Annotated in this window: 20 protein-coding genes; 14 read left to right on the top strand and 6 right to left on the bottom strand. The window is 69.3% G+C overall.

Features of this window, described 5'->3' with window-relative positions; genetic code table 11:
- Positions 1–39 precede the first annotated feature (39 nt).
- On the top strand, positions 40–1,287 hold the full coding sequence (gene fmdA, locus ACFOYY_RS02100) for a formamidase (RefSeq protein ID WP_386187253.1): 1,248 nt from the start codon (positions 40–42) through the stop codon (positions 1,285–1,287).
- Between the two features lie 131 nt (positions 1,288–1,418).
- On the opposite strand, the gene ACFOYY_RS02095 is transcribed toward fmdA, so the two are convergent.
- A complete protein-coding gene (locus ACFOYY_RS02095) occupies positions 1,419–1,649 on the bottom strand; it encodes a DUF397 domain-containing protein (protein ID WP_362774085.1) in 231 nt (76 codons plus the stop codon).
- 490 nt (positions 1,650–2,139) lie between these two features.
- Positions 2,140–3,993 (bottom strand): translational GTPase TypA, encoded by a 1,854-nt coding sequence (gene typA, locus ACFOYY_RS02090; RefSeq protein ID WP_352010309.1) that lies wholly within the window; start codon positions 3,991–3,993, stop codon positions 2,140–2,142.
- Between the two features lie 209 nt (positions 3,994–4,202).
- On the opposite strand from typA, the gene ACFOYY_RS02085 reads away from it, so the two are divergent.
- From ACFOYY_RS02085 to ACFOYY_RS02060, 6 genes are all read left to right on the top strand, one after another.
- A complete protein-coding gene (locus tag ACFOYY_RS02085; RefSeq protein WP_386187248.1) occupies positions 4,203–4,991 on the top strand; it encodes an alpha/beta hydrolase in 789 nt (262 codons plus the stop codon).
- Between the two features lie 101 nt (positions 4,992–5,092).
- Positions 5,093–7,132, top strand: a complete 2,040-nt coding sequence (gene pta / locus ACFOYY_RS02080) for a phosphate acetyltransferase (RefSeq protein ID WP_386187245.1) — start codon at positions 5,093–5,095, stop codon at positions 7,130–7,132.
- A complete protein-coding gene (locus ACFOYY_RS02075) occupies positions 7,129–8,271 on the top strand; it encodes an acetate kinase (RefSeq protein WP_352010312.1) in 1,143 nt (380 codons plus the stop codon). The genes pta and ACFOYY_RS02075 overlap by 4 nt, the downstream gene beginning before the upstream one ends.
- Before the next feature lie 20 nt (positions 8,272–8,291).
- Positions 8,292–8,483, top strand: a complete 192-nt coding sequence (locus ACFOYY_RS02070; protein WP_352010313.1) for a hypothetical protein — start codon at positions 8,292–8,294, stop codon at positions 8,481–8,483.
- A gap of 369 nt (positions 8,484–8,852) precedes the next feature.
- Positions 8,853–9,746: a coiled-coil domain-containing protein gene (locus tag ACFOYY_RS02065; RefSeq protein WP_386187240.1), complete on the top strand. Its 894-nt coding sequence runs from the start codon at positions 8,853–8,855 to the stop codon at positions 9,744–9,746.
- A 1,048-nt stretch (positions 9,747–10,794) separates the two neighbouring features.
- On the top strand, positions 10,795–11,157 hold the full coding sequence (locus ACFOYY_RS02060; RefSeq protein ID WP_386187237.1) for a hypothetical protein: 363 nt from the start codon (positions 10,795–10,797) through the stop codon (positions 11,155–11,157).
- On the opposite strand, the gene ACFOYY_RS02055 is transcribed toward ACFOYY_RS02060, so the two are convergent.
- The gene (locus ACFOYY_RS02055; protein WP_386187234.1) at positions 11,149–11,721 is read right to left on the bottom strand and encodes a MerR family transcriptional regulator; all 573 of its coding nucleotides are present in this window, start codon (positions 11,719–11,721) and stop codon (positions 11,149–11,151) included. The genes ACFOYY_RS02060 and ACFOYY_RS02055 overlap by 9 nt on opposite strands.
- Positions 11,722–11,889: 168 nt before the next feature.
- On the opposite strand from ACFOYY_RS02055, the gene ACFOYY_RS02050 reads away from it, so the two are divergent.
- From ACFOYY_RS02050 to ACFOYY_RS02035, 4 genes are all read left to right on the top strand, one after another.
- Complete coding sequence (locus tag ACFOYY_RS02050; RefSeq protein ID WP_352010317.1) at positions 11,890–12,807, top strand: aldo/keto reductase; 918 nt, start codon at positions 11,890–11,892, stop codon at positions 12,805–12,807.
- Positions 12,808–13,299: 492 nt separating this feature from the next.
- Positions 13,300–13,956 carry a TetR/AcrR family transcriptional regulator gene (locus ACFOYY_RS02045; RefSeq protein WP_352010318.1) on the top strand — a complete coding sequence of 219 codons (657 nt, stop codon included), beginning with the start codon at positions 13,300–13,302 and terminating at the stop codon, positions 13,954–13,956.
- A gap of 36 nt (positions 13,957–13,992) precedes the next feature.
- A complete protein-coding gene (locus ACFOYY_RS02040) occupies positions 13,993–14,403 on the top strand; it encodes a MerR family transcriptional regulator (RefSeq protein ID WP_352010319.1) in 411 nt (136 codons plus the stop codon).
- A gap of 85 nt (positions 14,404–14,488) precedes the next feature.
- The gene (locus tag ACFOYY_RS02035) at positions 14,489–16,006 is read left to right on the top strand and encodes a peptidoglycan D,D-transpeptidase FtsI family protein (RefSeq protein WP_386187229.1); all 1,518 of its coding nucleotides are present in this window, start codon (positions 14,489–14,491) and stop codon (positions 16,004–16,006) included.
- Here ACFOYY_RS02035 and ACFOYY_RS02030 read toward each other — a convergent pair.
- Positions 15,994–17,982, bottom strand: coding sequence for an ABC transporter ATP-binding protein (locus ACFOYY_RS02030; protein ID WP_352010321.1), 1,989 nt, complete (start codon positions 17,980–17,982; stop codon positions 15,994–15,996). The two genes, ACFOYY_RS02035 and ACFOYY_RS02030, sit on opposite strands and share 13 nt — an antisense overlap.
- A gap of 221 nt (positions 17,983–18,203) precedes the next feature.
- On the opposite strand from ACFOYY_RS02030, the gene ACFOYY_RS02025 reads away from it, so the two are divergent.
- Complete coding sequence (locus ACFOYY_RS02025) at positions 18,204–20,684, top strand: ATP-binding protein (RefSeq protein WP_352010322.1); 2,481 nt, start codon at positions 18,204–18,206, stop codon at positions 20,682–20,684.
- Positions 20,685–21,333: 649 nt separating this feature from the next.
- Complete coding sequence (locus ACFOYY_RS02020; protein WP_352010323.1) at positions 21,334–22,110, top strand: AMP-binding protein; 777 nt, start codon at positions 21,334–21,336, stop codon at positions 22,108–22,110.
- 324 nt (positions 22,111–22,434) lie between these two features.
- Here the strand turns inward: ACFOYY_RS02020 and ACFOYY_RS02015 are convergent, their stop codons facing one another.
- The gene (locus ACFOYY_RS02015; RefSeq protein WP_386187224.1) at positions 22,435–23,415 is read right to left on the bottom strand and encodes an ArsR/SmtB family transcription factor; all 981 of its coding nucleotides are present in this window, start codon (positions 23,413–23,415) and stop codon (positions 22,435–22,437) included.
- 65 nt (positions 23,416–23,480) lie between these two features.
- Here ACFOYY_RS02015 and ACFOYY_RS02010 point away from each other — a divergent pair, with 65 nt between their 5' ends.
- Complete coding sequence (locus ACFOYY_RS02010; RefSeq protein ID WP_362774048.1) at positions 23,481–24,683, top strand: MFS transporter; 1,203 nt, start codon at positions 23,481–23,483, stop codon at positions 24,681–24,683.
- A gap of 5 nt (positions 24,684–24,688) precedes the next feature.
- Here ACFOYY_RS02010 and ACFOYY_RS02005 read toward each other — a convergent pair whose 3' ends face one another.
- Complete coding sequence (locus ACFOYY_RS02005; RefSeq protein ID WP_352010326.1) at positions 24,689–25,249, bottom strand: RICIN domain-containing protein; 561 nt, start codon at positions 25,247–25,249, stop codon at positions 24,689–24,691.
- Positions 25,250–25,381 lie beyond the last annotated feature (132 nt).

The raw sequence follows: 25,381 nt of genomic DNA, 5'->3' as shown, positions 1-25,381 counted from the left end.
ACATTCGGTCGGCACACACATCCCGAGAAAGGAGTTGCCATGCCGAAGGTCGTCTTCAGCGTGGATCAGTCGAAGCCGATGCGTGATCAGCAGGTGCCGGGGCACAACCGGTGGCACCCGGACATCCCCGTGGCGGCCATGGTCAGGCCGGGGGAGGTGTTCCGCGTCGAATGCCGTGAGTGGACCGACTCCCAGATACACAACAGCGACTCGGCGAACGACGTGCGGGACGTCGACCTGTCCCTCGCGCACATGCTCAGCGGCCCCATCGGGGTCGAGGGGGCCGAACCGGGAGACCTGCTGGTGGTCGACATCCTGGACCTGGGCCCGGTCCCCCAGGAGACCGGTGAGGCGCCGGGACAGGGCTGGGGGTACACCGGCATATTCGCCAAGGCGAACGGCGGTGGCTTCCTGACCGACTACTTCCCCGACGCGTACAAGGCGATCTGGGACTTCAACGGCATATATGCGACATCTCGCCATTTGCCCGGTATCAGATACGCGGGGATCACCCACCCCGGCCTGTTCGGCACGGCGCCGTCGGCCGAACTGCTCGCCGACTGGAACCGGCGGGAACAGGCGCTCATCGACACCGACCCCGACCGGGTCCCGGCGCTCGGCCTGCCGCCACTGGCCGAGAACACCCTGGCCGGCCAGGCGACCGGCGAGGTGGCGACCAGGATCGCCCGTGAGGGGGCCCGTACCGTGCCCGCGCGGGAGAACGGCGGCAACCACGACATCAAGAACTTCACCCGCGGCGCACGCGTCTTCTACCCCGTCCACGTGAAGGACGCCAAGCTCTCCGGGGGTGACCTGCACTTCAGCCAGGGCGACGGCGAGATCACCTTCTGCGGGGCGATCGAGATGGGGGGCTTCATCGACTTCCACGTGGACCTCATCAAGGGAGGCATGGAGAAGTACGGCGTCAGCACCAACCCCGTCTTCATGCCCGGCAACGTCGAGCCGCGCTATTCGGAGTTCATCTCGTTCATCGGCATCTCGGTCGACCACGACACCAACACCAACTACTACCTCGACGCGACGGTGGCCTACCGCAGGGCGTGCCTCAACGCCGTCGAGTACCTCAAGAGGTGGGGCTACACCGGGGAGCAGGCCTACCTGCTGCTCGGCTCGGCGCCCATCGAGGGCCGGATCAGCGGCGTCGTCGACATTCCCAACGCCTGCTGCTCGCTCTACCTGCCCACGGAGATCTTCGACTTCGACGTGCGCCCGAACAAGGAGGGGCCCGTCAAGCAGAAGCGGGGACAGTGCGCGGTCTCGTCCTGACCCGATGACCCGGAGGGGGCTCCCCTCCGCGGGAGAGTCCTCTGGCGATGGGGCCGGGGGACTCTCCGCGCGTCCAGGTCTCCATGGGCCGGCCTGTGGTCACGGACCGCCCGGAGAGCCGCGGGCGACGGTCAGCGGTCGAACGCGGAGGACTTCACGCCGTTGACGAAGGCGTGCCATCCGGGAGAGGTGAAGTAGAGGACGGGACCCAGCGGGTCCTTGCTGTCACGAACGGCATGGGTGGCGTCCAGCTTGTGCTCGGGGCGGTGTGCGGCGGAGCCGAGTTCGGCGACCTCGACGCAGTCGCCTCCGTTGGGGCTGCTGAAACTCGACTTCCGCCACGGGAGATTGCTCAGGTCCATTTCTCCTCTACCATTCTCTTGATGCTGTCCTCTGGCATGCCGGTGATAAAACGGGAGGAGGGCAGCCTCAAATGACCGCACTGCCCCCGGGGTCCTTCGGACGGTTCAATGATGATGCGGTCGCAGACGCCGTTTCTCAACACGTTACCCCGGTTTCGCCGACGGGGACGGCGGTATTCACCGTTCGAGCAGGTACGGCCTCGTGGGCGGATCCGGTGACATGGATTTCCCGTGAAAAACACGATGTGGGTAACCGATCACTTCCCGTGCCGACCGGCCCGTTGTCGAACGGTTACCTGGGACTCCCGTTAATGGGCCATTCGGGTAACGGAATTCTCGGATGTATTCGGCGTGGTGGCGCGGGAACCGCTTCGGAGGCTCCGTTGAAGGAGTGACGCGTGTTCCTTTCTGGGAACGGTGAGGGCCGTGAAACGCAAAAAGAGCGCCCGCCGTACGACGGACGCCCTTTTTCCGGGGTTTTCCGGGGTTCTCAGTTGCCGCGCTTGGCGCGGGCCGCGCTCCTGCCCCGGGTGGCCGCGTCGAGGACGACCTTGCGGATGCGCACGTTCTCCGGAGTGATCTCCACGCACTCGTCCTCGCGGATGAACTCCAGCGCCTGCTCAAGGGAGAGCTGACGCGGCGGGATGACCTTCTCGGTCTCGTCCGCCGTCGAGGAGCGCATGTTGGTGAGCTTCTTCTCCTTGGTGATGTTCACGTCCATGTCATCCGAGCGGGAGTTCTCGCCGATGATCATGCCCTCGTAGACCTCGGTGGTCGGCGAGACGAACAGCACGCCGCGCTCCTGGAGGTTCAGCATCGCGAACGCGGTCACCGGGCCGGGCCGGTCGGCGACCAGGGAGCCGTTGTTGCGGGTGCGCAGCTCGCCGAACCAGGGCTCGTAGGAGTCGAAGACGTGGTGAACCAGGCCGGTGCCCCGGGTCTCGGTGAGGAACTCGGTCCTGAAGCCGATCAGACCACGAGCCGGGACCACGAACTCCATCCGGATCCAGCCGGTGCCGTGGTTGGTCATGTGCTCCATCCGGCCCTTGCGCACGGCCAGCAGCTGCGTCACCGCGCCGAGGTACTCCTCGGGGCAGTCGACGGTCAGCCGCTCGACCGGCTCGTGCACCTTGCCGTCGATGGTCTTGGTGACGACCTGGGGCTTGCCGACGGTCAGCTCGTAACCCTCGCGGCGCATCTGCTCGACGAGGATGGCCAGCGCCAGCTCACCACGGCCCTGCACCTCCCAGGCGTCGGGCCGGTCGGTCGGCAGGACGCGCAGCGAGACGTTGCCGATCAGCTCCTTGTCGAGGCGGTCCTTGACCATGCGGGCGGTGACCTTCGAGCCCTTCACCTTGCCGACCAGCGGCGAGGTGTTGGTGCCGATGGTCATCGAGATCGCGGGCTCGTCCACGGTGATCAGCGGCAGCGGACGCGGGTCCTCCGGGTCGGCCAGCGTCTCGCCGATCATGATGTCCGGGATGCCGGCGATCGCGATGATGTCGCCGGGACCGGCCTCCTCGGCGGGCTTGCGCTCAAGCGCCTCGGTCATCAGCAGCTCGGTGATCTTCACCTTCTGGATGCTGCCGTCGGTGCGGCACCAGGCGACCTGCTGGCTCTTCCTGATGGTGCCCTGGTGGACGCGGCACAGCGCGATCCTGCCGAGGTAGGAGGAGGCGTCGAGGTTGGTGACGTGCGCCTGCAGTGGGGCGTCCGGGTCGTAGGTCGGCGCGGGGATGGTCTCCTTGATGACCTCGAAGAGCGGTTCGAGGTCGTCGGAGTCGGGCATCCCGCCGTCCTCGGGGCGGTTCAGCGAGGCGCGGCCCGCCTTGGCCGAGGCGTAGACGATCGGGAAGTCGATCTGCTCCTCGGTGGCGTCGAGATCCATGAAGAGCTCGTAGACCTCGTCCACGACCTCCTTGATCCGGGCGTCGGGGCGGTCGACCTTGTTGATGCACAGGATGACCGGCATCTTGGCGGCGAACGCCTTGCGCAGCACGAACCGGGTCTGCGGCAGCGGACCCTCCGAGGCGTCGACCAGCAGCACGACGCCGTCGACCATCGACAGACCGCGCTCGACCTCGCCGCCGAAGTCGGCGTGGCCCGGGGTGTCGATGATGTTGAGGGTCATGCCGCCGTGCTTGACGGCGGTGTTCTTCGCGAGAATGGTGATGCCCTTCTCGCGTTCGAGGTCGTTGGAGTCCATGACACGGTCGTCCACGTCCTGGTTCGCGCGGAACGCTCCGGACTGCCAGAGCATGGCATCCACGAGAGTGGTCTTGCCGTGGTCGACGTGCGCGATGATCGCGATGTTCCGCAGGTCATCGCGGCTGTTCAAAGGCATGTTTGAGTCTCACTCTGTGATCGTGGAGGCTGGCCGCGGACCGTGCGGCCTCCCTATTTTAGTTGATCCGCAACAATCGCTTTCACGCCGCCGCCGAACGCGGTCATATGTTCACCTCCGGGACACCCCGCAGGCCTGCGGAGCGGGCCTTTCTCCGATATGACGAGCCGTCCCCCCGGCCCGCCGTGTTCGGTCATAAGCTCGTGGACATGCCGCTAGCGCCGTCGTTCGCCGTGATGCTCAGGACCGAGGACAACGTGCGGATCGAGGCCGCGCACACCCCGTCACGCGGTCCTGCCGACCTGGGCATCGTGCTCGCCCACGGCTTCACCGGCTCGCTCAGGGAACGCCCGGCCCGCCGCATCACCCACGTGCTCAGCGGGTTCGGCGGCGTCGTCTCCTTCGACTTCCGCGGCCACGGCCGCTCCGGCGGCGAGTCGACCGTCGGGGACCTGGAGATCCTCGACATGGACGCGGCGGTACGGCACGCCAGGGCGATCGGCTACGCCAGGGTCGCCGTCGTCGGCTTCTCCATGGGCGGGGCGGTGGCCGTACGGTACGCCGGACGGCGGGCGGCAGCAGGCAGGGACGGGCGGGCCGGGCGGGACGGCGAGATCGACGCCGTGGTCACGGTCAGCGCGCCCGCGCGGTGGTACTACCGAGGGACCAGGCCCATGCGGCAGGTGCACTGGGCGATCGAGCGCCCTCTGGGACGCCTGGCCGCGCGGGTCGGCAAGCGGACGCGGATCAGGAGCAGGGGATGGGACCCGGTGCCCTCGGCCCCCCACGAGGCGGTCGTGGACATCTCGCCGACCCCGCTGCTGATCGTCCACGGCGACGCCGACTCCTTCTTCCCCCTCGACCACGCCCACCAGCTCCACGACGCGGCGGGGGAGCCGAAGGAGCTGTGGATCGAGCCGGGCTACGGCCACGCCGAGTCGGCGGCGACCCCCGACCTGGTCCGCAGGATCGGCAGGTGGGTCGTGGCCAACTCCTGACCACCCTGGTTCACCCGGGCGACGCCCCGAGGGTGTTGACTGCTCTGCGTCTTTTGGTCGGGCCTGGTTTCGTGACCTGGTCTCGCGGCACAGGAGGGCGTATGCGCAGCATCTACGTGGCGGGTCTCGGGCGGGGGGACGGCAGGCAGATCGTCGAACTGGGCCTGATGGAGCTGCTCGCCCGCCGGGCCCACAGGACGGGGGTCTTCCGGCCGATCACCAGGGGAGACGACCGCACGCTCGAACTGCTCGGCATGAGATACCGGCCCGCGGCCGCCCAGTCCGGCGTCACGGCCGAGGCCGCCGCGGAGATCTACGCCGGTCACGGCACCGAGGAGCTGATCTCCCGGCTGGTCACCCGTTTCCACGCGCTCGAACGGGAGTGCGACGCGCTGCTCGTGCTCGGCAGTTCCTTCGCCACCGACGACCTGCCCAGGGAACTGGCGTTCAACGCCCGGCTCGCCGCGGAGTTCGGCGCCCCGGTGATCGTGGTGGTCGGCGCGCACGGCGAACGGGCCGAGGAGATCGCGATGGAGATGCGCACCGGCTACCAGGTCTTCTCCGACCTCGGCAGCACGGTGCTCGCGGTCGTCGCCAACCGGGTGCCGGCCGGGATGAGCGTCGATCCCGTTCTTCCCGTGCCCTGCTACGTCATCCCTGAGCATCCCTCGCTCTCGGCGCCGACGGTCGGGCAGGTGATGCGGGCCGTCGACGCCAGAAGGTTGCAGGGCGACGAGGACGCGCTGCGCAGGGACGTGCTGGGGTTCGTGTTCGGGGGGGCCACGTTGCCGGTCTTCCTCGAACACCTGACGGACGGGGCCCTGGTGATCACCCCGGGAGACCGGGCCGACCTGCTGCTGGCCTCCCTCGCGACGGAGGCGGCGGGCACCGTCAGGCCGTCCGGCGTGGTTCTGACGCTCGGCCAGGAGCCGACGAAGACCGTGCGGGACCTCACCGCCCGCCTGGCCCCCGGGGTGCCGGTGCTCTCCGCCGCGGCGGACAGCTTCACCGTCGCCACGACCCTGGCCGGGCTCGAAGGGCGGCTGACGGCCGACAACCCTCGCAAGATCGACACCGCGCTCGGCCACTTCGAGGCCCACGTGAACACCGCCGACCTCGCGGACCGGATCGAACTGGCCCGTCCTGAGCGGGTCACCCCGATGATGTTCGAGCACACCCTGCTGGAGCGGGCCCGCGCCCAGCGGAGGCACATCGTGCTGCCCGAGGGCGAGGAGGACCGCGTCCTGCGGGCCGCCGACATCCTCATGCGGCGCGGCATCGTCGACCTCACCCTGCTCGGCAGGCAGGAGGTGATCCGCAGGAGGATCGGCGACCTCGGTCTCGACCTGTCCGGCGTGACCGTCGTCGACCCCGTGACCTCCCCGATGCGCGGTCCCTTCGCCCGCGAGTACGCCGCGCTGCGGGCGCACAAGGGCGTGACGCAGGAACGGGCGGAGGAGCTGATGGCCGACGTCAACTTCTTCGGCACGATGATGTTGCACCGCGGCGAGGTGCACGGCATGGTCTCCGGCGCCGCGCACACCACGGCCGCGACGATCCTGCCGGCCTTCCAGATCATCAAGACGGTCCCCGGCACCTCGGTCGTCTCCTCGGTGTTCTTCATGTGCCTGGCCGACAGGGTGCTCGTCTACGGCGACTGCGCGATCAACCCCGACCCCGACGCCGAACGGCTCGCCGACATCGCGATCTCCTCGGCCCGTACGGCACGGCGCTTCGGCATCGAGCCCAGGGTCGCGATGCTGTCGTACTCGACGGGGCACTCGGGCAGCGGCGCGGACGTCGACAAGGTGCGCCAGGCCACCGCCCTGGTCGCCGAGCGGGCACCCGACCTGCTGGTCGAGGGGCCGATCCAGTACGACGCGGCGGTGGACGCCAGGGTCGCCGCCGCCAAACTGCCGGGCTCCCCGGTCGCGGGCCGGGCGACCGTACTGATCTTCCCGGACCTGAACACCGGCAACAACACCTACAAGGCCGTGCAGCGCTCGGCCGGGGCCGTGGCGGTCGGGCCGGTGCTCCAGGGACTCCGCAGGCCGGTCAACGACCTGTCGCGGGGCGCACTGGTCACCGACATCGTGAGCACCGTGGCCATCACCGCCATCCAGGCGCAGGAACAGGGGTGACCGTGAAGCGTGTCCTGGTGATCAACAGCGGGTCGTCCTCGGTGAAGTACGCCCTGCTCGCCGGTGAGGACCGGCTGGCCTCCGGCATCGTGGAGCGGATCGGCGAGCCGGGCTCCCCGGTCGCCGACCACGGAGCGGCCCTGGACATCGTCGCCGACGAACTGGCGGGTCAGGGCCTGGGGATCGACTCTCCCGAGCTGACCGCGATCGGGCACCGGGTGGTGCACGGCGGTACGGACTTCACCGAGCCGACGTTGATCACCGACGAGGTGACGGCGATGATCGAGGAACTGGTCCCGCTGGCCCCGCTACACAATCCGGGCAACCTGGCGGGCATCGAGGTCACCCGGCGGCTGCGTCCCGACCTGCCGCAGGTCGCCGTCTTCGACACCGCCTTCCACTCCACGATCTCCCCGGCCGCGGCGACGTACGCGATCGACAGGGAGGTGGCGGAACGGCTGAGAATCCGCCGCTACGGCTTCCACGGCACCTCGCACGCCTACGTCTCCCGGGAGGCCGCCGCGGAGGCCGGAAGGCCGGACGGAAACGTGATCGTGCTGCACCTGGGCAACGGGGCCAGCGCCTCGGCCGTCTCCGGCGGACGCTGCCTGGAGACCTCGATGGGCATGACCCCGCTTGAGGGCCTCGTCATGGGAACCCGTTCCGGGGACCTGGACCCCGGCGTCCTGACCTACCTCGCCAGGACCGGGGGGATGTCCTTCGAGGAGATCGACACGATGCTCAACCGGGGCGGCGGCATGCGCGGCCTGTGCGGGGACAACGACATGCGGGCCGTACAGGAGCGCCTCGCGGCCGGGGACCCCGACGCGGAACTGGCCTTCTCCGTCTACTGCCACCGGCTGCGCAAGTACGTCGGCGCCTACTACGCCGTGCTCGGCACGGTCGACGTGATCGCCTTCACCGGCGGGGTGGGGGAGAACTCCCCGCTGGTCAGGCAGACGGCGCTGGACGGTCTTGAGGCGCTGGGCATCGCCGTCGACCCGGGCCGCAACGAGCGGGGAGAGCGGGTCATCTCCCCTGACGGGACGGCCGTGCGGGTCGTCGTGATCCCCACGAACGAGGAGCTGGAGATCGCCCGGCAAACTCTTGCGGTTTTGCCTCGAACCAAACACCCATAAACCACGTCTACCTAAGTCAGATGGATGAGATCCGCCCCGAGCGGTCCATGGGACTCGGCCCTCCGCCCTCGGCGGGGGTCGTGGGACGCGCTCACCGGTGGTGGCCCAGCGTCGCGGGGGCGTGCTGGGCCGTTCATCCGTCCGCGGGCGTGCTTGTACGGCTCCGCCTGTACGGCTTCGCGGGGCCGTACAAGCACGCGTCGGCCCCTTGACGCCTCTCCCGCACCGGGACGGACCGGGGGAACGGATCAGGCGTCAGGGGCTTCAGGAGCGCCGGGGCCCGTCGGCCCAGGCACGCGATGGATGCGTGAACGGCGCGGGTTTCGGCTGCCGTTGATGAGACCGAATCATGTTCTGTCGAACAAGGCAAGAGGTGAGGTTGGGGGACGGGAGGGGGGATTGTGATCTGAGGGGCAATTGTCTAAATCCCCGCAGACTGGTAGATAGTTCGTCAATGGTGCGGGAGTTCCATCGTTTCTCTGACAGGTCTCAAGATCGTCTTCTATAGTTTCGCTCCGGCCGTGAGGGGGTCTGGAGGTGAGCGAAGCGTGAGATCGAGTCGCTCGATCACGCTGGGAGTCATGCTCTCCACCTTGCTCGTGACGCCGGTCATGGCCGGGGCCGCCGCCGAGAGGGCCGCGACCGTGCGGGCCGCCAAGCCCAACCCCGAAGCCGAACTGGCCAAGCTCACCCGCGAGGCCAACGAGATCAACAAGCGCTACCGCGGGCAGGTGCAGAGCCTTGAGGAGACCCGGGTCCAGGCCAGCAAGGCGACACAGCGGGCCAAGAGCCTGAAACGCAGCCTGGCCACCGCGCAGACCGACGTCATGCGCTTCGCCCAGACCGCCTACATGGGCGGTGATCTGGACAGCACCAGCCTGCTGTCCTTCCAGGGGGACCCGGGCGCCGTCCTCGACGGCGTCTCGACGCTGTCCTACCTCGCGGGCCAGCGCGCAGGCCGGCTCAGCCGCCTGAAACAACTCGTCAAGGAGGCCAAGGACGCGGAGGAGGCGGCCACGGCGAAGGTCGTCAAGCTCAGGGACGACATCACCAAGCTCAAGAAGGACCGCGTCCGCATCGAGGCCCTGCTCGCCAAGTACGGCTTCCAGCAACCCGGCGGCAGCGAGGGCCTGACCTCCCGCATGGTCAACGTGCGCAACACGATCATGCGGAGCTTTCCGATGCCCTACTCGGTCGGCTGCCTGCGCCGCGGTGACCCCGGTGAACACGGCAGCGGCCGAGCCTGCGACTTCATGATGAGCACCGGTGGCCGCATGCCGACCACGGAGGCCAGGGAACGCGGCGACCGCCTCGCCCAGTGGGCCATCGACCACGGCCGCGACCTCGGGATCATGTACATCATCTGGCGGCAGCGCTACTACGACATCCGCACCGGCACCGGCTGGCGAATGATGTCCGACCGAGGTGGCATAACCGCCAACCACTACGACCACGTCCACATCTCAGTCTTCTGACCAGTGTGGGGTGAATTATCGTCGTTTTTCCATATTGTTCCTGGGCTGGACTGTATGGGTGTCGGTGGTGACTCGGCTACTCTCTTGGCGGCCTGCCCGGACCGGCGGCCGAACTTCTCCGCACGCGTAGGCCGGGTTCCGCTTCAGCACTTCCTCGGTCTCTGGAACCTCCATGGGGCAGGCACGGTGAGTTCGGTGCTTTGGCGTGAGACGGCCTTCTTACGCCGGCCGAGGTCGCGTGATGTGTTCACGGATCGAATAATGATCCTCAACGCTTATTCGGACGCCTCCCGAGGAAGGCGATCGATGATGGCCTCGCCTCCCCGGAGGGCCGTTTCCACGACGCCGCCGGACTCAGGCCGCACCTATGAGAACGCCGACATCGGCGGCTCGTTCGCCTCCTGTCTCGGCCGAAGATCGAGATTTTTTCCATAGGATTACGGTACGGCCCGGGGAGAGAGGGGTGATGTGGGATGAACGAGAGCGCTTCGGAGCCCGAGGAAAAGGGCCAAGTCCTCTGGGAGGTCATCTCCATCTCGTTGGCCGGAGCCGTTCTGATATTTTTCCTCGGTCTGCAGCGGGGTTTCGCCTTCACGATGATAGGGGCGTCGGTTTTCTTCGTCTCGAAATGGCTGGGGCGACGAGACGACAGGAACGGATAACCCGACCGGCCCTGACGTCAGGACGTCCTGAAGCTCTCTGTGGCGGTAAGGAGGTTCTGGACCGCTGGATGGTGGTCGACCGGTGCATGACGTCCGGCATGAGCGGCACGGTCACCGACTGCTGTCTCCCGTTCACACATTGGTCTTCTGGTCGAGCGGCAGGCGCGGAGAGTCTGGATCCGGCGACTGTCTTGGGGCGTCCGGCCCTGCTTTCCAGTCGTTCACGTGGCGCCTGGATTTTCGTGAAATGGATTAGGGTCGTGTTGGTGAACATATGCCTCGGTTGCGCTGTTTGATTGCGGAGGCATCGGGGTTGCCGGCGGTTTCTTGCGCAGAGGCGTCGTGGTCGACGAGGGTTCTGCTCGCGGTTTTCGGACGAGTCCGGGTTGGGAGGTCTGCTGGCCCTCTGGGTTTTCTCGTTCGGCGCCGTGAAGTTCCGTCACGGGTCTCCCGTGCTGGTGGCGGCCCTGCTCGTCTGCGTCGCGGCCAGCGTTTTCTACTACCTGTTCTGGCTGTACAGGAGGTGGCGTTTCGGCGGGTTCTCCGACCGCGAGAAGGAAGCCGAGGGCCGGAAGTCTTCCTCGGACTCGTGGGGTCCTAAAATCCTGATACTGGGCTTCCTGCTGAACCTACTGAACGAACACCACGAGGACATCTGGACCTTCCTGGTCGGCTCCCTGCTTCTGCTACCACTCGCGTCCATCCTGCTGAGAAAGGCGTTCACGGCTTTGCGGCGCGGGTCAGGATGATGACGTCCGGAAATTCTCCGTGGCGGTCAGGAGGTTGGTGAGGGAACTCCTGGACTGCTGGAGGGTGGTTATCTGGGTCTCGATCTCTTCGAGGTGGGTCCGGAGGTAGTTCTGCACGCAGGGGTGGATGTCGGGGCCCGGACCTTCGATGCAGGGCAGGATGTCGCGGATGGTCCTGGTGGGCAGGCCGGCTGCCAGCAGGACACGGATGTGGCCGACGACGGTGGGAGCCTCGGCGGTGTAGTGGCGGTGGCCGCTCGCGCTGCGGTGTGAGGTGAGCAGGCCCTGCTCCTCGTAGTAGCGCAGCAGCCTGACGCTCACGCCGGTCTCCCGGGCCAACTCGCCGATCTTCATCCCACGCTCGGAGGACGTTTTCGCGAGAGAGGCGGAGCCGGGGGAGGCCGTACGGGGCGGGAGAGCGGAGGCGTCCGCACGGGACACGACCGGAGGTGGTGCGGCCTCCGAGGACGACGCGGTCGAGGAGACGGTCCTGCGGGTGGAGGGCCTGAGGGCGGTCCCACGCTTCTGAGGGGTGGGGGTTCGGCCCAGGGTGCCGGTCTGCACGGAGGTCACCTCACACGAGCGTTACGCGAGCGTCGATCAATCCAGAAGGACATCCCATATAAGGCACAAAGTAAGTGATCTCATCCGGAAGCGTCGCAAACCAGCATTGGTGATCTGCCTCACATCGGCTTGAATCTCACATCGATGTGAGCTCCTAGCGTTGCCGGCATGACGAACAACGCGAACACCACGGCAGTGACCACCACCTTCACTCTGGGCGGCGATCTGGAGGTGCGGCGGATCGGGTACGGCGCCATGCGGCTGGCCGACGGGCCGGACAAGCCCGCCGAGGCCTGGGCCGCGCCCATCTGGACGGCTCCCGCCGACCGCGCCGCCGCGCTGGCCGTACTGCGCAGGGCGGTCGAGCTGGGGGTCGGGATCGTCGACACCGCCGACGCCTACGCGCTGGGGGCCAACGAGGAACTCGTCGCCGAGGCCCTGCACCCCTACTCGGGAGAGGTGGCGATCGCCACCAAGATCGGTGTCGTACGGCCGAGCCCCGCCGAGTGGATTCCGCTGGGCAACCCCGCCTACCTGAGGCAGCAGGCCGAGCTGAGCCTGCGACGGCTCCGGGTTGAGCGCATCGACCTGCTCCAACTGCACCGGATCGACCCCAACGTGCCGCTGGCCGACCAGATCGGCGCGCTGAGGCAGCTGCGTGAGGAGGGCAAGGTCCGGCACATCGGCCTGTCGGAGGTGACGGTCGAGCAGCTCAGGGAGGCCTCGGAGATCACACCGATCGCCGCCGTGCAGAACATGTACAACCTCGTCACCCGTCAGCACGACGAGGTCGTCGACTACGCGGCCGAGCACGGCATCGCGTTCCTGCCGTTCTTCCCGATCGCGATGGGCGGGCACGCGGGCCAGGACAGCCCGGTGGCGGCCGTGGCGCGCGAGGTCGGCGCGACCTCCTCGCAGACCGCGCTGGCCTGGTTGCTGCACCGCTCCCCGACGGTCATCCCGATCCCCGGCACGACCTCGGTCGGGCACCTGGAGGAGAACGTCGCCGCGCTGGAGGTCTCGCTGTCGCGGGAGCAGTTCGAGCGGCTGTCGGCGGCAGGTCTTGAGGCCGGGCAGGAGGGGTGACGGCGACGGACGGGATCAGGCGGCGATCCCCTCGGGGCGTGGCCAAGACCGCCCCGAAGCCGCCGAGGAAGAGCCGGACACGTCGGAGAGTCCAAGGGCGAAGGCGTCGGGCACCCGGAGACGTCCGGGCAACCGAACACGCCGAAGGGCTCGGCATCCGGAAAAGCCCGGGAAACCGGGTGGCCCGGAGATCGGCGGGAACCGGCGGTGGCTCCGCTTTTCTGAGAGTTTTTCGCAAAACGGGATTTCGCATTCCGCGATGCGGTTCCCATGCCGGTGGGGATCGGCATTGGGAGGCGTTTCCCGGTGGGAAAGTCGGGATGGGTGAGGTGTCCGCCGGGTGAATCCCGTGGCCGCCGAAGGTCACCGTGCGTGACGATCGAGGGTCCGGCGGGAGGCGGTCGCCGTATCCCGGGGAACGTTCACTTCTCGATCGACATCAGGTAAAGATCATGACAATCACTGTCGGTTGTCATGAGGGATGATAGAGCGATGACGAACGTTTCCGGGGAGACCCTCCGCCGTCGTCCCGCCCAGCGCCGAAGCCTCGAACGTGTCGAGCGCATGCTGGACGAGTGCGCACGGCTCCTCGACGAGGTGGGGTACGACGCCCTGACCACCAAGGAGGTCGCGCGCAGGGCCGAGGTGCCGATCGGCACGTTCTACCAGTTCTTTCCCGACAAACAGGGACTGGCGCGCGCGCTCGCGCTGCGCAACCTCGACGCCTTCCTCGGCCGCGTCACGGCCAGGCTCACCGAGGTACGGCTGTCCGACTGGACCGAGATGGTGGATCTCGCGATCGACGAGTTCGTCGCGATGAAGCGCACGACGCCCGGGTTCGCGGTCGTCGACTTCGGCGAGGTGCTGCTCACTCCGGGGGGCCCGGCGCTTGAGGGGACCGAGCGCACGCTCGACACGGCGCTGAGGAACAACGTCGTCGTCGCCGACCGGCTCAAGGCGATCATCATCGACCTGCTCGGCGTTCCCGGTGGCCGAGGGCTGGACAGGGCGCTGATCGTCGCGGTCGAGGCGGCCGACGCCGTGCTCAAGCTCGCCTTCCGCGCCCAGCCCGGTGGCGACCCCGAGCTGATCGGCGAGTGCAAGCGGCTGGTGCGCCGCTATCTGTCGGCCCATCTGCCGGACGACTGAACGGCCCGGCTTGACCTGGAGCGCACTCCAGGTGGGATGCTGCCGGACGTGAGTGTCTACACGCCGGGACAGGTGGTCGAGGAGACCGGTTTCAGCCTCGACACCCTGCGCTACTACGAACGGATCGGCCTGCTGGGAAGGGTCGGCCGCAACGCGGCCGGGCAGCGGAGGTTCACCCAGGACGATGTCGGCTGGCTCGGCACGCTCCGGTGCCTGCGGGACACCGGTATGCCCATCGCCGAGATGCTCCGCTTCGCGGAACTGGTCAGGGCGGGAGACCACACCATTCCCGACCGGGTCGCGCTGCTCGAAGCCCACGACAGGCGGGTCGAGGAGCAGGTGGCCAACCTGCGTGAGAAGCAGCGGGCGGTCCAGGCGAAGATCGGCTACTACCGTGACGTGGCCGACCTGCCGCCCGCCTGCGAGCCGCTCGTCTCCAGGGCCTGACGAAGCCGTACAGCGGCTTTGCTCCGCTCCTGCCCCTTCTTTCCGCTTCGCCTGTTAAACCGGAAGCGGGACCGGGGGAGGGGCGATGGCCGCACCGCGCGCGCGCCGGATCAACATTCCGCTCCGGCACGTCACCCTGACGTGCGGAGCCATGATGTTCGCGCTGCTGGCCAACGTGACCTATCTCCAGGCCTTCCGGAGCGACAGACTCTCTGAGGACCCCCGCAACCCCCGCGTGGTGATCACGCGTCTCGACGGGCTCCGGGGGGACATCCTGCTGCGCGACGGCACCGTCGTGGCGACCAGCGTCGAGAACGAGACCGCGGGACACAGGTACCGGCGCCTCTACCCGGGCGGGCCGCCGTACGCGCCGGTCACCGGGCATCTGTCGATCTACGGCGCCACCGGGCTCGAACGCGCGCAGGACGCCGTGCTGTCCGGCACCGACCCGCGGGTCAAGCTGCGCGCGCTGCTGGACGGCACGCGGGCGGGGGCGACGATCAGGCTCACCATCGACCCCGTGGCGCAGCGGGCGGCCTATGAGGGGCTGCGCGCGACGGGACGGCCCGGGGCGGTCGTCGCCATCGAACCGGGGACCGGCGCGATCCTGGCCATGGCCTCCTACCCCTCCTACGACCCGAACCTCTACACCGACCCCGACGCCGTGGGACTGGAGCGGGCGGACAGGCGGCTGCGGGACGACCCTCGCGAACCCCTGCTGAACCGGGCGATCCGGCGCGGCTACCCGCCCGGCTCGACCTTCAAGATCGTCACCAGTGCCGCCGCGCTCGGCTCGGGGAGATACCGCCCGACGACCGGCCTGCGCGCGCCGGCCGTCCTGCGCCTGCCGGGGACGGCCTCCTACCTGCGCAACGCGGGCGGTGCTCCGTGCGGGAACGGCAGGGCACCGCTGGCCTACGCCTTCCAGCTCTCCTGCAACACCCCGTTCGCGAACCTGGGCATGGCCCTGGGGCAGGAGACACTGCGTGATCAGGCCCGGGCGTTCGGTTTCGACGCCGACGACCTGACCGTCCCCATGCCGGTCGCGCGGAGCGTCTACCCGCAGGACATGGACCGGGCGCAGACCGCCATGTCCGCGCTCGGTCAGTTCGACACCAGGGCGACTCCCCTCATGATCGCCATGATGTCGGCGGCGGTCGCGAACGACGGCTCGCTGATGCGTCCCTACCTGGTCGAGGAGATCCGGCTCGCGGACGGCGCGCTGGTCGACGGGGCGGCCCCCTCGCCGTACCGCAGGACGCTGGACGCCGAGGAGGCCAACCGGCTCACCGCGATGATGGTCACGGTCACCAGGCCCGGCGGCACCGGGGAGGCCGCCGCCATCCCCGGCGTCGAGGTGGCCGCGAAGACCGGCACCGCGGAGAACGGGGTCCCGGGAGGGGACCACGCCGTCTTCACCGGATTCGCCCCGGCCACCGCGCCCAGGGTCGCGGTCGGCGTCCTCGTCGAGCACGGCGGCTCGGGCGGCGAGGTCGCGGCCCCCATCGCCAGAGCCGTCATGCGGGCCGTACTCGCGCCCTCCTCCCCTGGGGAGGAACCGCGGGAGGTCGGGGAGGAACCGCGGGAGGTTCAGGCCGAGTAGGCCTCGGCCTGCAGGCCGTACAGATCGGCGTAGAGACCGCCGAGGGCCATCAGCTTGCCGTGGGTGCCCTGCTCGACGACCCGGCCGTGGTCCAGGACGTAGATCCGGTCGGCGTAGCGGACACTGGCCAGCCTGTGGGTGATCAGCAGCACCGTACGGCCGTCGGCGTGCCGCCTGACCTGTTCGAAGAGGGCGTGCTCGGCACGGGCGTCGAGGGCGGCGGTCGGCTCGTCGCAGATCAGCAGCGGGGCGTCCCGGTGGAAGCCGCGGGCGATGGCGATCCGCTGCCACTGCCCGCCGGACAGCTCCTGACCGTCCTTGAACCTCCTGTCGAGCAGCGTGTCGTAGCCGTGCCGTAGCTCGGCCACGACCTGGTCGGCCCCGGCGACCTTCGCCGCGGCGGCCAGCGTCTCCTCGCCCCTGTCGGTCCCCATGCCGATGTTGTGCCTGGCGGTCAGCGGCCAGCGGGTGTGGTCCTGGGCGATGACGGCGATGTTGCGCCTGAGCCCGTCCTGGTCCACTCCCGCCAGGTCGGTCTCGTCCCACAGCACACGCCCGCCGTCGGGCTCGTAGAGACCGGCCAGGAGTTTGGCCAGCGTGGTCTTGCCCGAGCCGTTCTCACCGACCAGGGCGATCACCTCGCCCTGGTCGATGTGCACGGAGACCCCGCGCAGCGCGGGCGTCTCGGCGCCGGGGTAGGTGAACACGACGTCCTCGGCGGTGATCCGCTCGAACGTCTCCGGCGCCGCGTCAGGCCGTGCCGGGCCGACACGCCTTTCCGCCTCGGCGCAGAAGTCGAGGAAGTCGGTGAAATACAGCCCCTCCTCGTAGAGCCGGTTGGTGGCGAACATCAGATTCGACAGATAGGTCTGCCCCGACCGGATCGCCAGTACGGCGGTGCCCGCCACGGCCAGCGCCACCGCGCCCGAGGCCAGCAGCAGCCCGAGGGCCACGTAGACCAGGGCCGCCCCGAGCCCGCCGAGGGCCTCGCCGACCACCTTGGCGAAGGTCTGCCGCCGGGCGAGGTCGAGCCTGACGTCCTGCTCGGCGGTGGCGACCGCGTCGTACATCCGCAGCAGGAAGTCCCGCATCGTGAAGGAGCGCACCTCGGCGGCGGCCGCACGCTCGGCCAGCAGCTCCGAGATGATCCACTTGCGCCGGGAGACGGGAATGATCGCGTACATCGTGGTGTAGCGCATGCGCGCGGTGCGCACCGCGGCCCAGGCGTCCGGCAGCACCGCGAGCACCAGCAGCGGCAGGAGGACCGGATGGAGCACCCCGAGCACCCCGGCCGCGGAGACGATCCCGATGAAGGCGGTCAGTACGTTGATGGTCGTGCTGACGATCGTCCCCGCCGTCGTCACGCCGCGTGAGGAGGCGCGCTGGAGCGAGTCGTGGAAGTCCGAGTCGTCGAACGCGGCCAGGCTCACCTGGCCGGTCAGCCCGTAGAGCCGTTCCTCGGCGACCCGGCTCACCTGCGGGTCGAGCCGGGACTGCGCCCATCCGGAGCCCGCCTGCATCAGGGTGCGCAGGATGCCCGCGACGCCGACCAGGACGAGGCTGGGCAGGGCGGCGACGACCCGCTCCGGGGTCGGGCCCGCCTCGAACAGGGCGGAGAGCACCCCGGTCGTGGCCAGCAGCCCGAACGCGGTGAACGCGCCGCCGAGCAGGCTCAGCCCGATCGTGACGACGATGTCGCGGGGACTGGCCAGCCAGCCGAGCCGTACGGCCTGCGCGACGAGGGCGGGCAGCCGCCTGGAGAGGGCCAGGAAGCCGACGTCGGTCATCGTGTCGGCGTGGGCGTACCAGTCGGAGAGGTTGAGCTCGCCGAGCACCGGCGTGGCCGTCCTGCCAGGACCGGACGCCGCGTCAGGTTCGGGGGCGGGGCCGGGGGCGGGCGGAACGGGCAGGGAGTCGGGGGCGAGCCGAGGAGAGGGGGGAGAGGCTGGATCGTGGTCCGAGGGAGTGTCCGGCATGCCTGCAGTGTGAATCGCCCGACCGTCGATCCGCCATCCGCTGACCGGTCACGGTCAGTAGTGGCGATACGGCGGGCGGGCCCGATGGTGAATTCATTACGGTGTCCCAATAGGGAGAGTCAGGAAATCCGAGCATCTGAAATGGTGCTAAGCCTGGGCACGACACGGTAATTAGTGTCACACTTTCTGTGACTGCTGCCCCGCGATCTCGTTAAGGGCCGATGACACAGGACACCGCGCACATTTCTCCGACCGGCGGGAACCTCCCCCTGGAGCCCAACGACTTCGTCGGGCGTCAGGTCGACGCCGAGGAACTCGTCGAGCTGCTGGGCGTCGCCCGCCTGGTGACCCTGTGCGGGGCGGGAGGCATCGGCAAGAGCAGGCTGGCGATCAACGTCGCGGGCCGGTTGGCCGCGGGGTTCCCCGGCGGGGTGTGGCTGGTCGAGCTGGCCGAGGCGGCCGGCGACGAGTTGATCGCTCCCCGGGTCGCCTCCGTGCTCGGCATCAAGGCCGAACCGTCCCGCTCGCTCTCCGAGACGTTGTTCGACGCGCTCGCCGACCGGCAGATGCTGCTGGTGATCGACAACTGTGAGTCGCTCATCGACGAGTGCGCTCGTTTCTGCAGGACGTTGCTCACGATCTGTCCCGAGGTGCGGGTGCTCACCACCAGCCGGGAGCCGCTCCGGGTCGCGGGGGAGACCGTGTGGCGGGTGCCGCCGCTCACGCTGCCAGAGGCGGACGGCCACGAGTACGCCATGGACAGCGAGGCCGTGCAGCTCTTCGTCAGGAGGGCCAGAGCCGCCGTGCGCGGATTCACCCTCGACGCGGGCAACGCCGACGAGATCGCCAGCCTGTGCGGGGCGCTCGACGGGATGCCGCTCGCCATCGAGCTGGCCGCCGCGCTGTGCCGGGTGCTGACGGTCGAGCAGATCCACGCCAGGCTCAGGGACAGGTTCCGGCTGCTCTCCGAGGGAGACCGTACGGCTCCCGCCAGGCACCAGACGCTCAGGGCCACCGTCGACTGGAGCTACCAGCAGCTCAAGGAGCCGGAACGGATCCTGCTGCGGCGCCTGGCCGTGTTCACCGGCGGATGGACGCTGGAGATGGCCGAGAAGGTCTGCGACGGTGACGGTCTGTGGGCCGAGGACGTCCTGAGCGTCCTGTGCGGACTGGTGGACAAGTCCCTGGTGCTGGCGGACGCCGAGGTCGCGGGCGAGACGCGCTACCGGATGCTGGAGACGATCCGCCAGTACGCCGCCGAACAGCTGGAGATCGCGGGCGAGGAGCACGAGCTGAGGCGGCGGCACCGTGACCACATGGCCGTGATCGCCGGCCGCGTGCACCAGCTGATCGTCAGGTCTCCCCGCCCGACCTGGACCGAGATCTGCCCGGTGCTGGTGCTGCTGGACGAGCTGCAGAGCAACCTGTGGGCCGCGGTCCGCTGGTCGGCCGAGGTGGAGGAGCCGGAGAACGCGCTGCGGCTGCTGGTGCTGCTGCGCTGGCCCACCATCGCGGGCGGCCGGTTCACCCCCGCCGACGAGTGGCTTGAGCGCCTGCTGTCCGCCGACAAGTCCGCGGCGCTCCCTCCCAAGGTGCGCGGCGACGCCCTGGTCCTGCGTGGTCAGGTGGCCTTCGGGCAGGGCGACCCCGCCAAGGCGTACGAGGCCTGTTCCGAGGCGGCCGACCTGTGCCGGGCGACGGCGTTGCACGGGCCGCTCAGCGGGGCGCTGGCCATCCTGGCCTGGGTCGCCATCTACCAGCGGCGCCCCGACAAGGCCCGGCGCCTGCTGGATGAGGCCCTGGAGGCGGTGCGCAAGGTCGACGACCCCTGGCACGAGATGGTGATCCGCTCGATGGAGGGGACGTTCGCGCTGTCGGAGGGGCGGGCCAAGGAGTCGCAGCGCTCCTTCGAGGCCGCGCTGGCCATCGCCCGCGGTCTCGACAACCACTGGGCCACCCCGGTGGCGCTCATCGGCCTGGCCCAGGTCGCCTGGACGCGGGGCGACCTGCTGGAGGCCCGCACCCACTACGAACAGGCCCTCGACCAGCTCAAGGACATCACCGCCCACTGGCAGACCATCACCTGTCTGTCCGGCCTGGGGCGGATAGCCCTGGCCCAGGGAGACCTCACGACCGCCCGCGCCAGGCTGACCGAGAGCCTGCGCCTGTGTCGCAGGACCGGTCAGCGGCTCGGCGTCGCCCGGCGGATCGAGACGCTCGCCCAGCTCGCCCTCGCCGAGGAGGACGACCACCGGGCGGTGCGCCTGGCGGGGGCCTCCGCCGCGATCAGGAACGCGATGAGCGGCAGTGCCATGCCGTCCGGGTTCGGCGCGCGGATGGAGGAGCTGCTCCAGCCGGCCCGTGCGCGTCTCGGTGACACGCTGGTCGCCCAGCTGTGGGCGCTCGGCAAGGAGATGACCCAGGAGCAGGCGGTCCGCTACGCCCTGGAGGGTGAGGACCGGGCCGAGACGCCGCTGCCGACGGGAAGGATGCCGGTGGCCGCCCCGCTGACCACGCTCACCGGGCGTGAGTGGGAGATCGCCGAGCTGATCGCCAGGGGGCTGAGCAACAAGGCCATCGCCGACGAACTGGTGATAAGCCCCGCGACCGCGGCCAGGCATGTGGCCAACATCCTGGCCAAACTCGGCTTCTCCTCCCGCACCCAGGTCGCCACATGGGTCGTGGAGCACAATCGCGTCTGAGGGTGACGTTCCGCCTACACACAGGAACTACACATCGACGGCCACGTAGATACACCTCGGGATACGCACTCCGGCGCATGCGGAGAAGCAGCAGGTAGCCGTACGTTTTCCTCGTGTTCGACCGATGACGCCCCGCCTTCCGCGCCACACCCGCCACAGCGGTCAGGTACGGCAGGCCCACACCATCCCAGGCGTCTCGGTCGGGCACATCGCGAACGTCGCGTGTCCCTCTCGACGGTCGAGGTCTCCTCGGAGGGGTGGGGACCGAAGGCCACGGGACATGCGGCAGCGGGTCCGAGCCGCGCAGGGCTCGGACCCGCACGCGTGAAGGGCCCCACGTCGAAGGGCCCGTCGGTGTGAGAGGCCCGCGCGTGAAGACTCCCGCGCCTGTGAGAGGCCCGATGTCTTCCTCTGCGATTTCCCACCGGCCGACAGCCGGTTCGAATTCCCCGTCAGCGCCGCAGAAGGCGCCGCGAATCACGGAACCCATCCCGGATCGGCGATGTTTCCGCAGGCCACCCGTCTTTCGGTGAATCACGGAAACGCCTGGTCGGGGAAAGGGGCATCGGACGTGGCCGGCCCGGATACACACTCATTTACATATATCTGTCGATGCAGGGCCGGAGCCGCCGCCCGTACGGTCGTCGGCATGAGACCGACCTCCTCGTCCATAAGGGGCACCGTTACCGAGGCGGTGTTCGGCTGCGCGCACGAGCGAGGTGACCGGCCCGCGTTGATCGATCTCGGTGCGGGGGTGGTCTACAGCCACCGCCGCCTGGCCGAGGAGGTGACGCGAGGAGCCTCGGGGCTGGTCAGGAGGGGCGCAAGGGGACGGCAGGTGGCCGGGATCCACGTGGACAACGTGGCCGCCCATGTCCTGGCGGTGCACACCGTCATCGCGGCGGGTCTCGTCGCGGCGCCCATCGCGTCCGGTAACGGACGGATGGGCGACCTGCTGATCCGCCTTGACGCCCGCTTCCTGATCACCACCCCGGGGTTGGCGGAGAGCTCGTTACAGGCGGCCGACGACTCCCGGGTGCGGCAGGTGATCGCGTTCGGTCAGGCGCGTGACACCGTCGATTTCGCCGACCTGCTGCTGCTCGCCCCGGCTCCGTTGCCGTCCCTCGATCCGTCCGTGCAGCCCGCGTTGCGGGTCGAGGACGGAAGCGTGCTCACCCATGAAGATCTGATCTGGCGGATGTGCGAGCTGGACAAGCTCGTCGCGCTGGAGAAGTCCGACGTCCTGCTGGTGACCTGGCCGCTGGTCTCGACCCTGGCTCTGGCGACCCTGATCGGGCTGGCGCTGATGCGCGGCTCCCTGGTCGTGGTCGCTCCGGGCCTGGCCGCGCAGGAGTTGTCGGCGACGATCCATGACTTCGGTGTCACCGTGCTGACGTTGCTCGACGGGACGGTCCAGCGTGTGTGACCGGGCCGTGCCGGCCGCCGCCGCTCCCGGGCGGCGGCTGCGGAGGGACGGGCACGTGTTGTTATCCGACTATGCCTTGACGTCTCGCGCTGACGGATGCGTTGATTGGTGTACAGCCTCTGACAACGTTGTCATCTTCTCCATGGGCCCTTCGGAGCCTCGACCCCGAAGGGGCGGCAAGACCATGTGACGACGGTTGGACGGCTGTGGCGGGCCCTGCCCACCTGACCTCCTACAGCGGGGGCGGACAGGGGGCACGACGGGGCCGCGGACAGGCCGAGGTCCTCCCCCGGTGGACGGGGCCGGGGAGGGTCGGCGGTCGGGTCACGGCAGGGGAGTCGAGGGGCTCACCAGCGAGTCGCCCAGGGCGGTGCGGTGATACAGCACTCCGCGCCCCGTGCGGTTGCCCGTCACCAGGCCCGCCCCACGCAGGGCGGCCAGGTGGCCGCCGACGGTGCCGAGGCTCAGGCCGAGCAGGTGGACGAGCTGGCTGGTCGTAGCGGGAACCGCCAGCTCAAGCAGGACCCGGGCCCTGGTCCTGCCGATCAGCGTGGCCAGGCCGTCCGGCGTCTCATGCGTGATCCCCGTGCCCCGCGCCGGATATCCGATCGCGTACGGCCAGGCCTGTTCGAGGTAGGAGCTGACCCCGGAAACGAAGGGGGACGGCACGAAAAGAAGCCCCCGCCCCTCAAGGGCCACCTCCTGCCCGCCCGGAGCGACCTCGATGACCCCCTCGGGGCGCCAGCGCACCCGGGGGTTGAGGTCGTCCAGTGCGGCCGCCCAGCCGTAGGTGGCCAGCCGGCCCGCCCGCTGGACCACGTCCCGTTCCAGGATCGCGTGGACGCGCGGCCAGATGGGGGAGACGATCCGGGCCCAGACCGCTTCGAGGGCGTCGGCGAACAGTTCGACGACATCCGGCGAGAACAACACGTCAAGGACGGCCTCCGGGGGCCGGGGCATGCCCTCCAGGTTCCTGGCGATCTCCTGGTGCGCCTGGGCGGCGGGCGTCGCCCGTACGGCGGAGAGCTCCGTCTCGAAGGAGGTGTTCACCCCGTCGGGCGGCGGCGCGGGGAAGTCGGCGTTGTAGTGCCGCTCGCGGAACAGCGAGACCATCGGGCCGAGTCCCGGCCGCTCCGCCAGCAGCCGGCCGTACGGCTCGCGCGCCTGGCGTATCCAGGAGAGCCACACCCCGGCCTCCCATTTGCCCGACAGCAGCCAGAGGGCCTGCTTGGTCACCATGAGCGGGGAGATCGCGAACCTGCTGGTCACGATGTCCTGCGGACTGACCTTGATGAGATATCCCATTCGGCACCTTTCGGGAATGGTCGAAAGGTTAGCCTGCCGCCCCGGTGTCTCCCAGCATCGTGCCCATGCTCTTCACGGGGAAAGACGGCGCGACCTATTCCGAGGTCTTCGCCAACGGGCAGTTCCGGGTGCTGTTCGGCAGTTTCACGTTCCTTGTCGTCGGAGACCAGGTCAAGATGCTCGCCTTGGCGGCGCTGGTCTACGCCAGGACCGGCTCGCCGGGTCTGTCGGCGATGGCCTACATGCTGGCCTTCCTGCCGTACGCGGTCGGCGGGACGTTCCTGCTCTCCCTCGCCGACCGGATACGGCCGCGCGCCCTGATGATCGTCGGGGAGCTGGTCCGGGTGGTGACATGCCTGCTGCTTGCCCTCACCGGGATGCCGGTCTGGATGATGCTGGTGCTCGTCCTGGTGACGGGCCTGTTCTCACCCGTCTTCGGGGCGGCCCGCAGTGCCCTGCTTCCCGAACTGCTGCCGGGGGACACGTTCGTGCTGGCCAGGTCCGTGCTGTCCATGACGTCCGCGGGGGCGCAGATCGCCGGGCTGGGGCTGGGCGGCGGTGTCCTGGCCGTCGCGGGGCCGGCGGGGGCGCTCACCGCGACCGCCGTACTGTCCGTGCTCTCCGCCCTGGTGCTGCGCGCCGGGCTGTCCGACCTGCCCGCCCGCGGTGTACAGCGGGGCGGCGCGGTCGCGGAGACGCTGCGGGTCAACCGGGACCTGCTCGCCGACCCCGGGGTGCGTGGGCTGCTGTTGGCCCAGTGGCTGCCCACCTCGTTCCTGTCCGGGGCGGAGGCGATGCTCGTCCCCTACCTGGGGGAGACGGCCGGGGTCGCGCTGGCCGCGGCGTGTGTCGGGCTGGCGGTCGGCAACCTCCTGATGGGGCGGTTCGCCGCGCCGTACACCCGGGAGCGGCTGGCGGCGCCGCTGGCGGTGCTGTCGGGGCTGCCGCTGCTCGCCTTCGCGCTCACGCCGGGACTCGCCGTCTCCGGGCTGGCGCTCCTGCTGGCCACCGCGGCGAGCGGCGCCTGTCAGCTCGGCCTGCAGCGCAGGTTCGTCGAGGCGGTTCCCGAACGGGTCAGGGGGCAGTCGTTCGGGCTGGCGGGGGCGGGCCTGATGACCGGTCAGGCGGTCGGCGCCGCCCTGGTGGGGGGAGTCTCCGAGGTCGTCGCGCCGAGCCTGGCGGTCGCCGGGGCGGGTGTCGCCGTGATCGTCTCCGCCCTCGTCCTCTGGAGGCACCTGCGGCCCGGGTCCGTGGCCGGGGCGTCGTGACCCGCTCAGGCGAGGCGCCACTCCTGGTTGGGCCGGCCGTAGACACAGGTCCACTGGTCGATGCCGGAACCGTCGTCGGTGCCCGCGTTCTCGACGTCCAGGCATTTGCCGCTGTGCCGGGCCACCAGGATGAAGTAGCCGCTGTCGCGCTGCAGGAGCTTCCACTCCTGGTTGGGCTGGTCGTCGAGGCAGGTCCACTGGTGGACGTTGGCGCCGTTCCTGGTGCTGACGCCCTCGACGTCCAGGCACTTGCCGCTGTGGGTCGCCCTCAGGGTGTAGTAGCCGTCGCTGGTGGCGACCAGGTTCCACTCCTGGTTGGGCTGGTCGTCGAGGCAGGTCCACTGGTGGAGGTCGGCGCCGTTCCTGGTGCTGACCCTCTCGACGTCCAGGCACTTGTCGCTGTGCCGGGCCACCAGGCTCGCCCTGAACCGGAACCCCGCCTTCGTTCCTGTTTCACCCGTTCTCGCCGCACCACCCGTCGCGACGGCCGTGGACGGGCCGAGAAGGGGGACGGTGATCAAGGCGGCCGCCAGGGCGACGGCACGACCTGCGCGGATGGGCCCCATCACGTCTCCCGGTGCTCTGAAAGATCGACCTGCACTTATTAGCACGGATGACGGAGCGTTTCGGTGAGTCACGTCGTGTGACGGCTCTGTGTCGTGTTCTCAGGCCGACATCCGGCCCAGAACACCCCCGCG

Origin of the sequence: Streptosporangium jomthongense, from assembly GCF_042650425.1 — a bacterium.
In the GTDB taxonomy this organism is placed as follows: domain Bacteria; phylum Actinomycetota; class Actinomycetes; order Streptosporangiales; family Streptosporangiaceae; genus Streptosporangium.
Note: the sequence above shows the minus strand (reverse complement) of the source record. Positions and strands in the feature narration are given on the sequence as shown.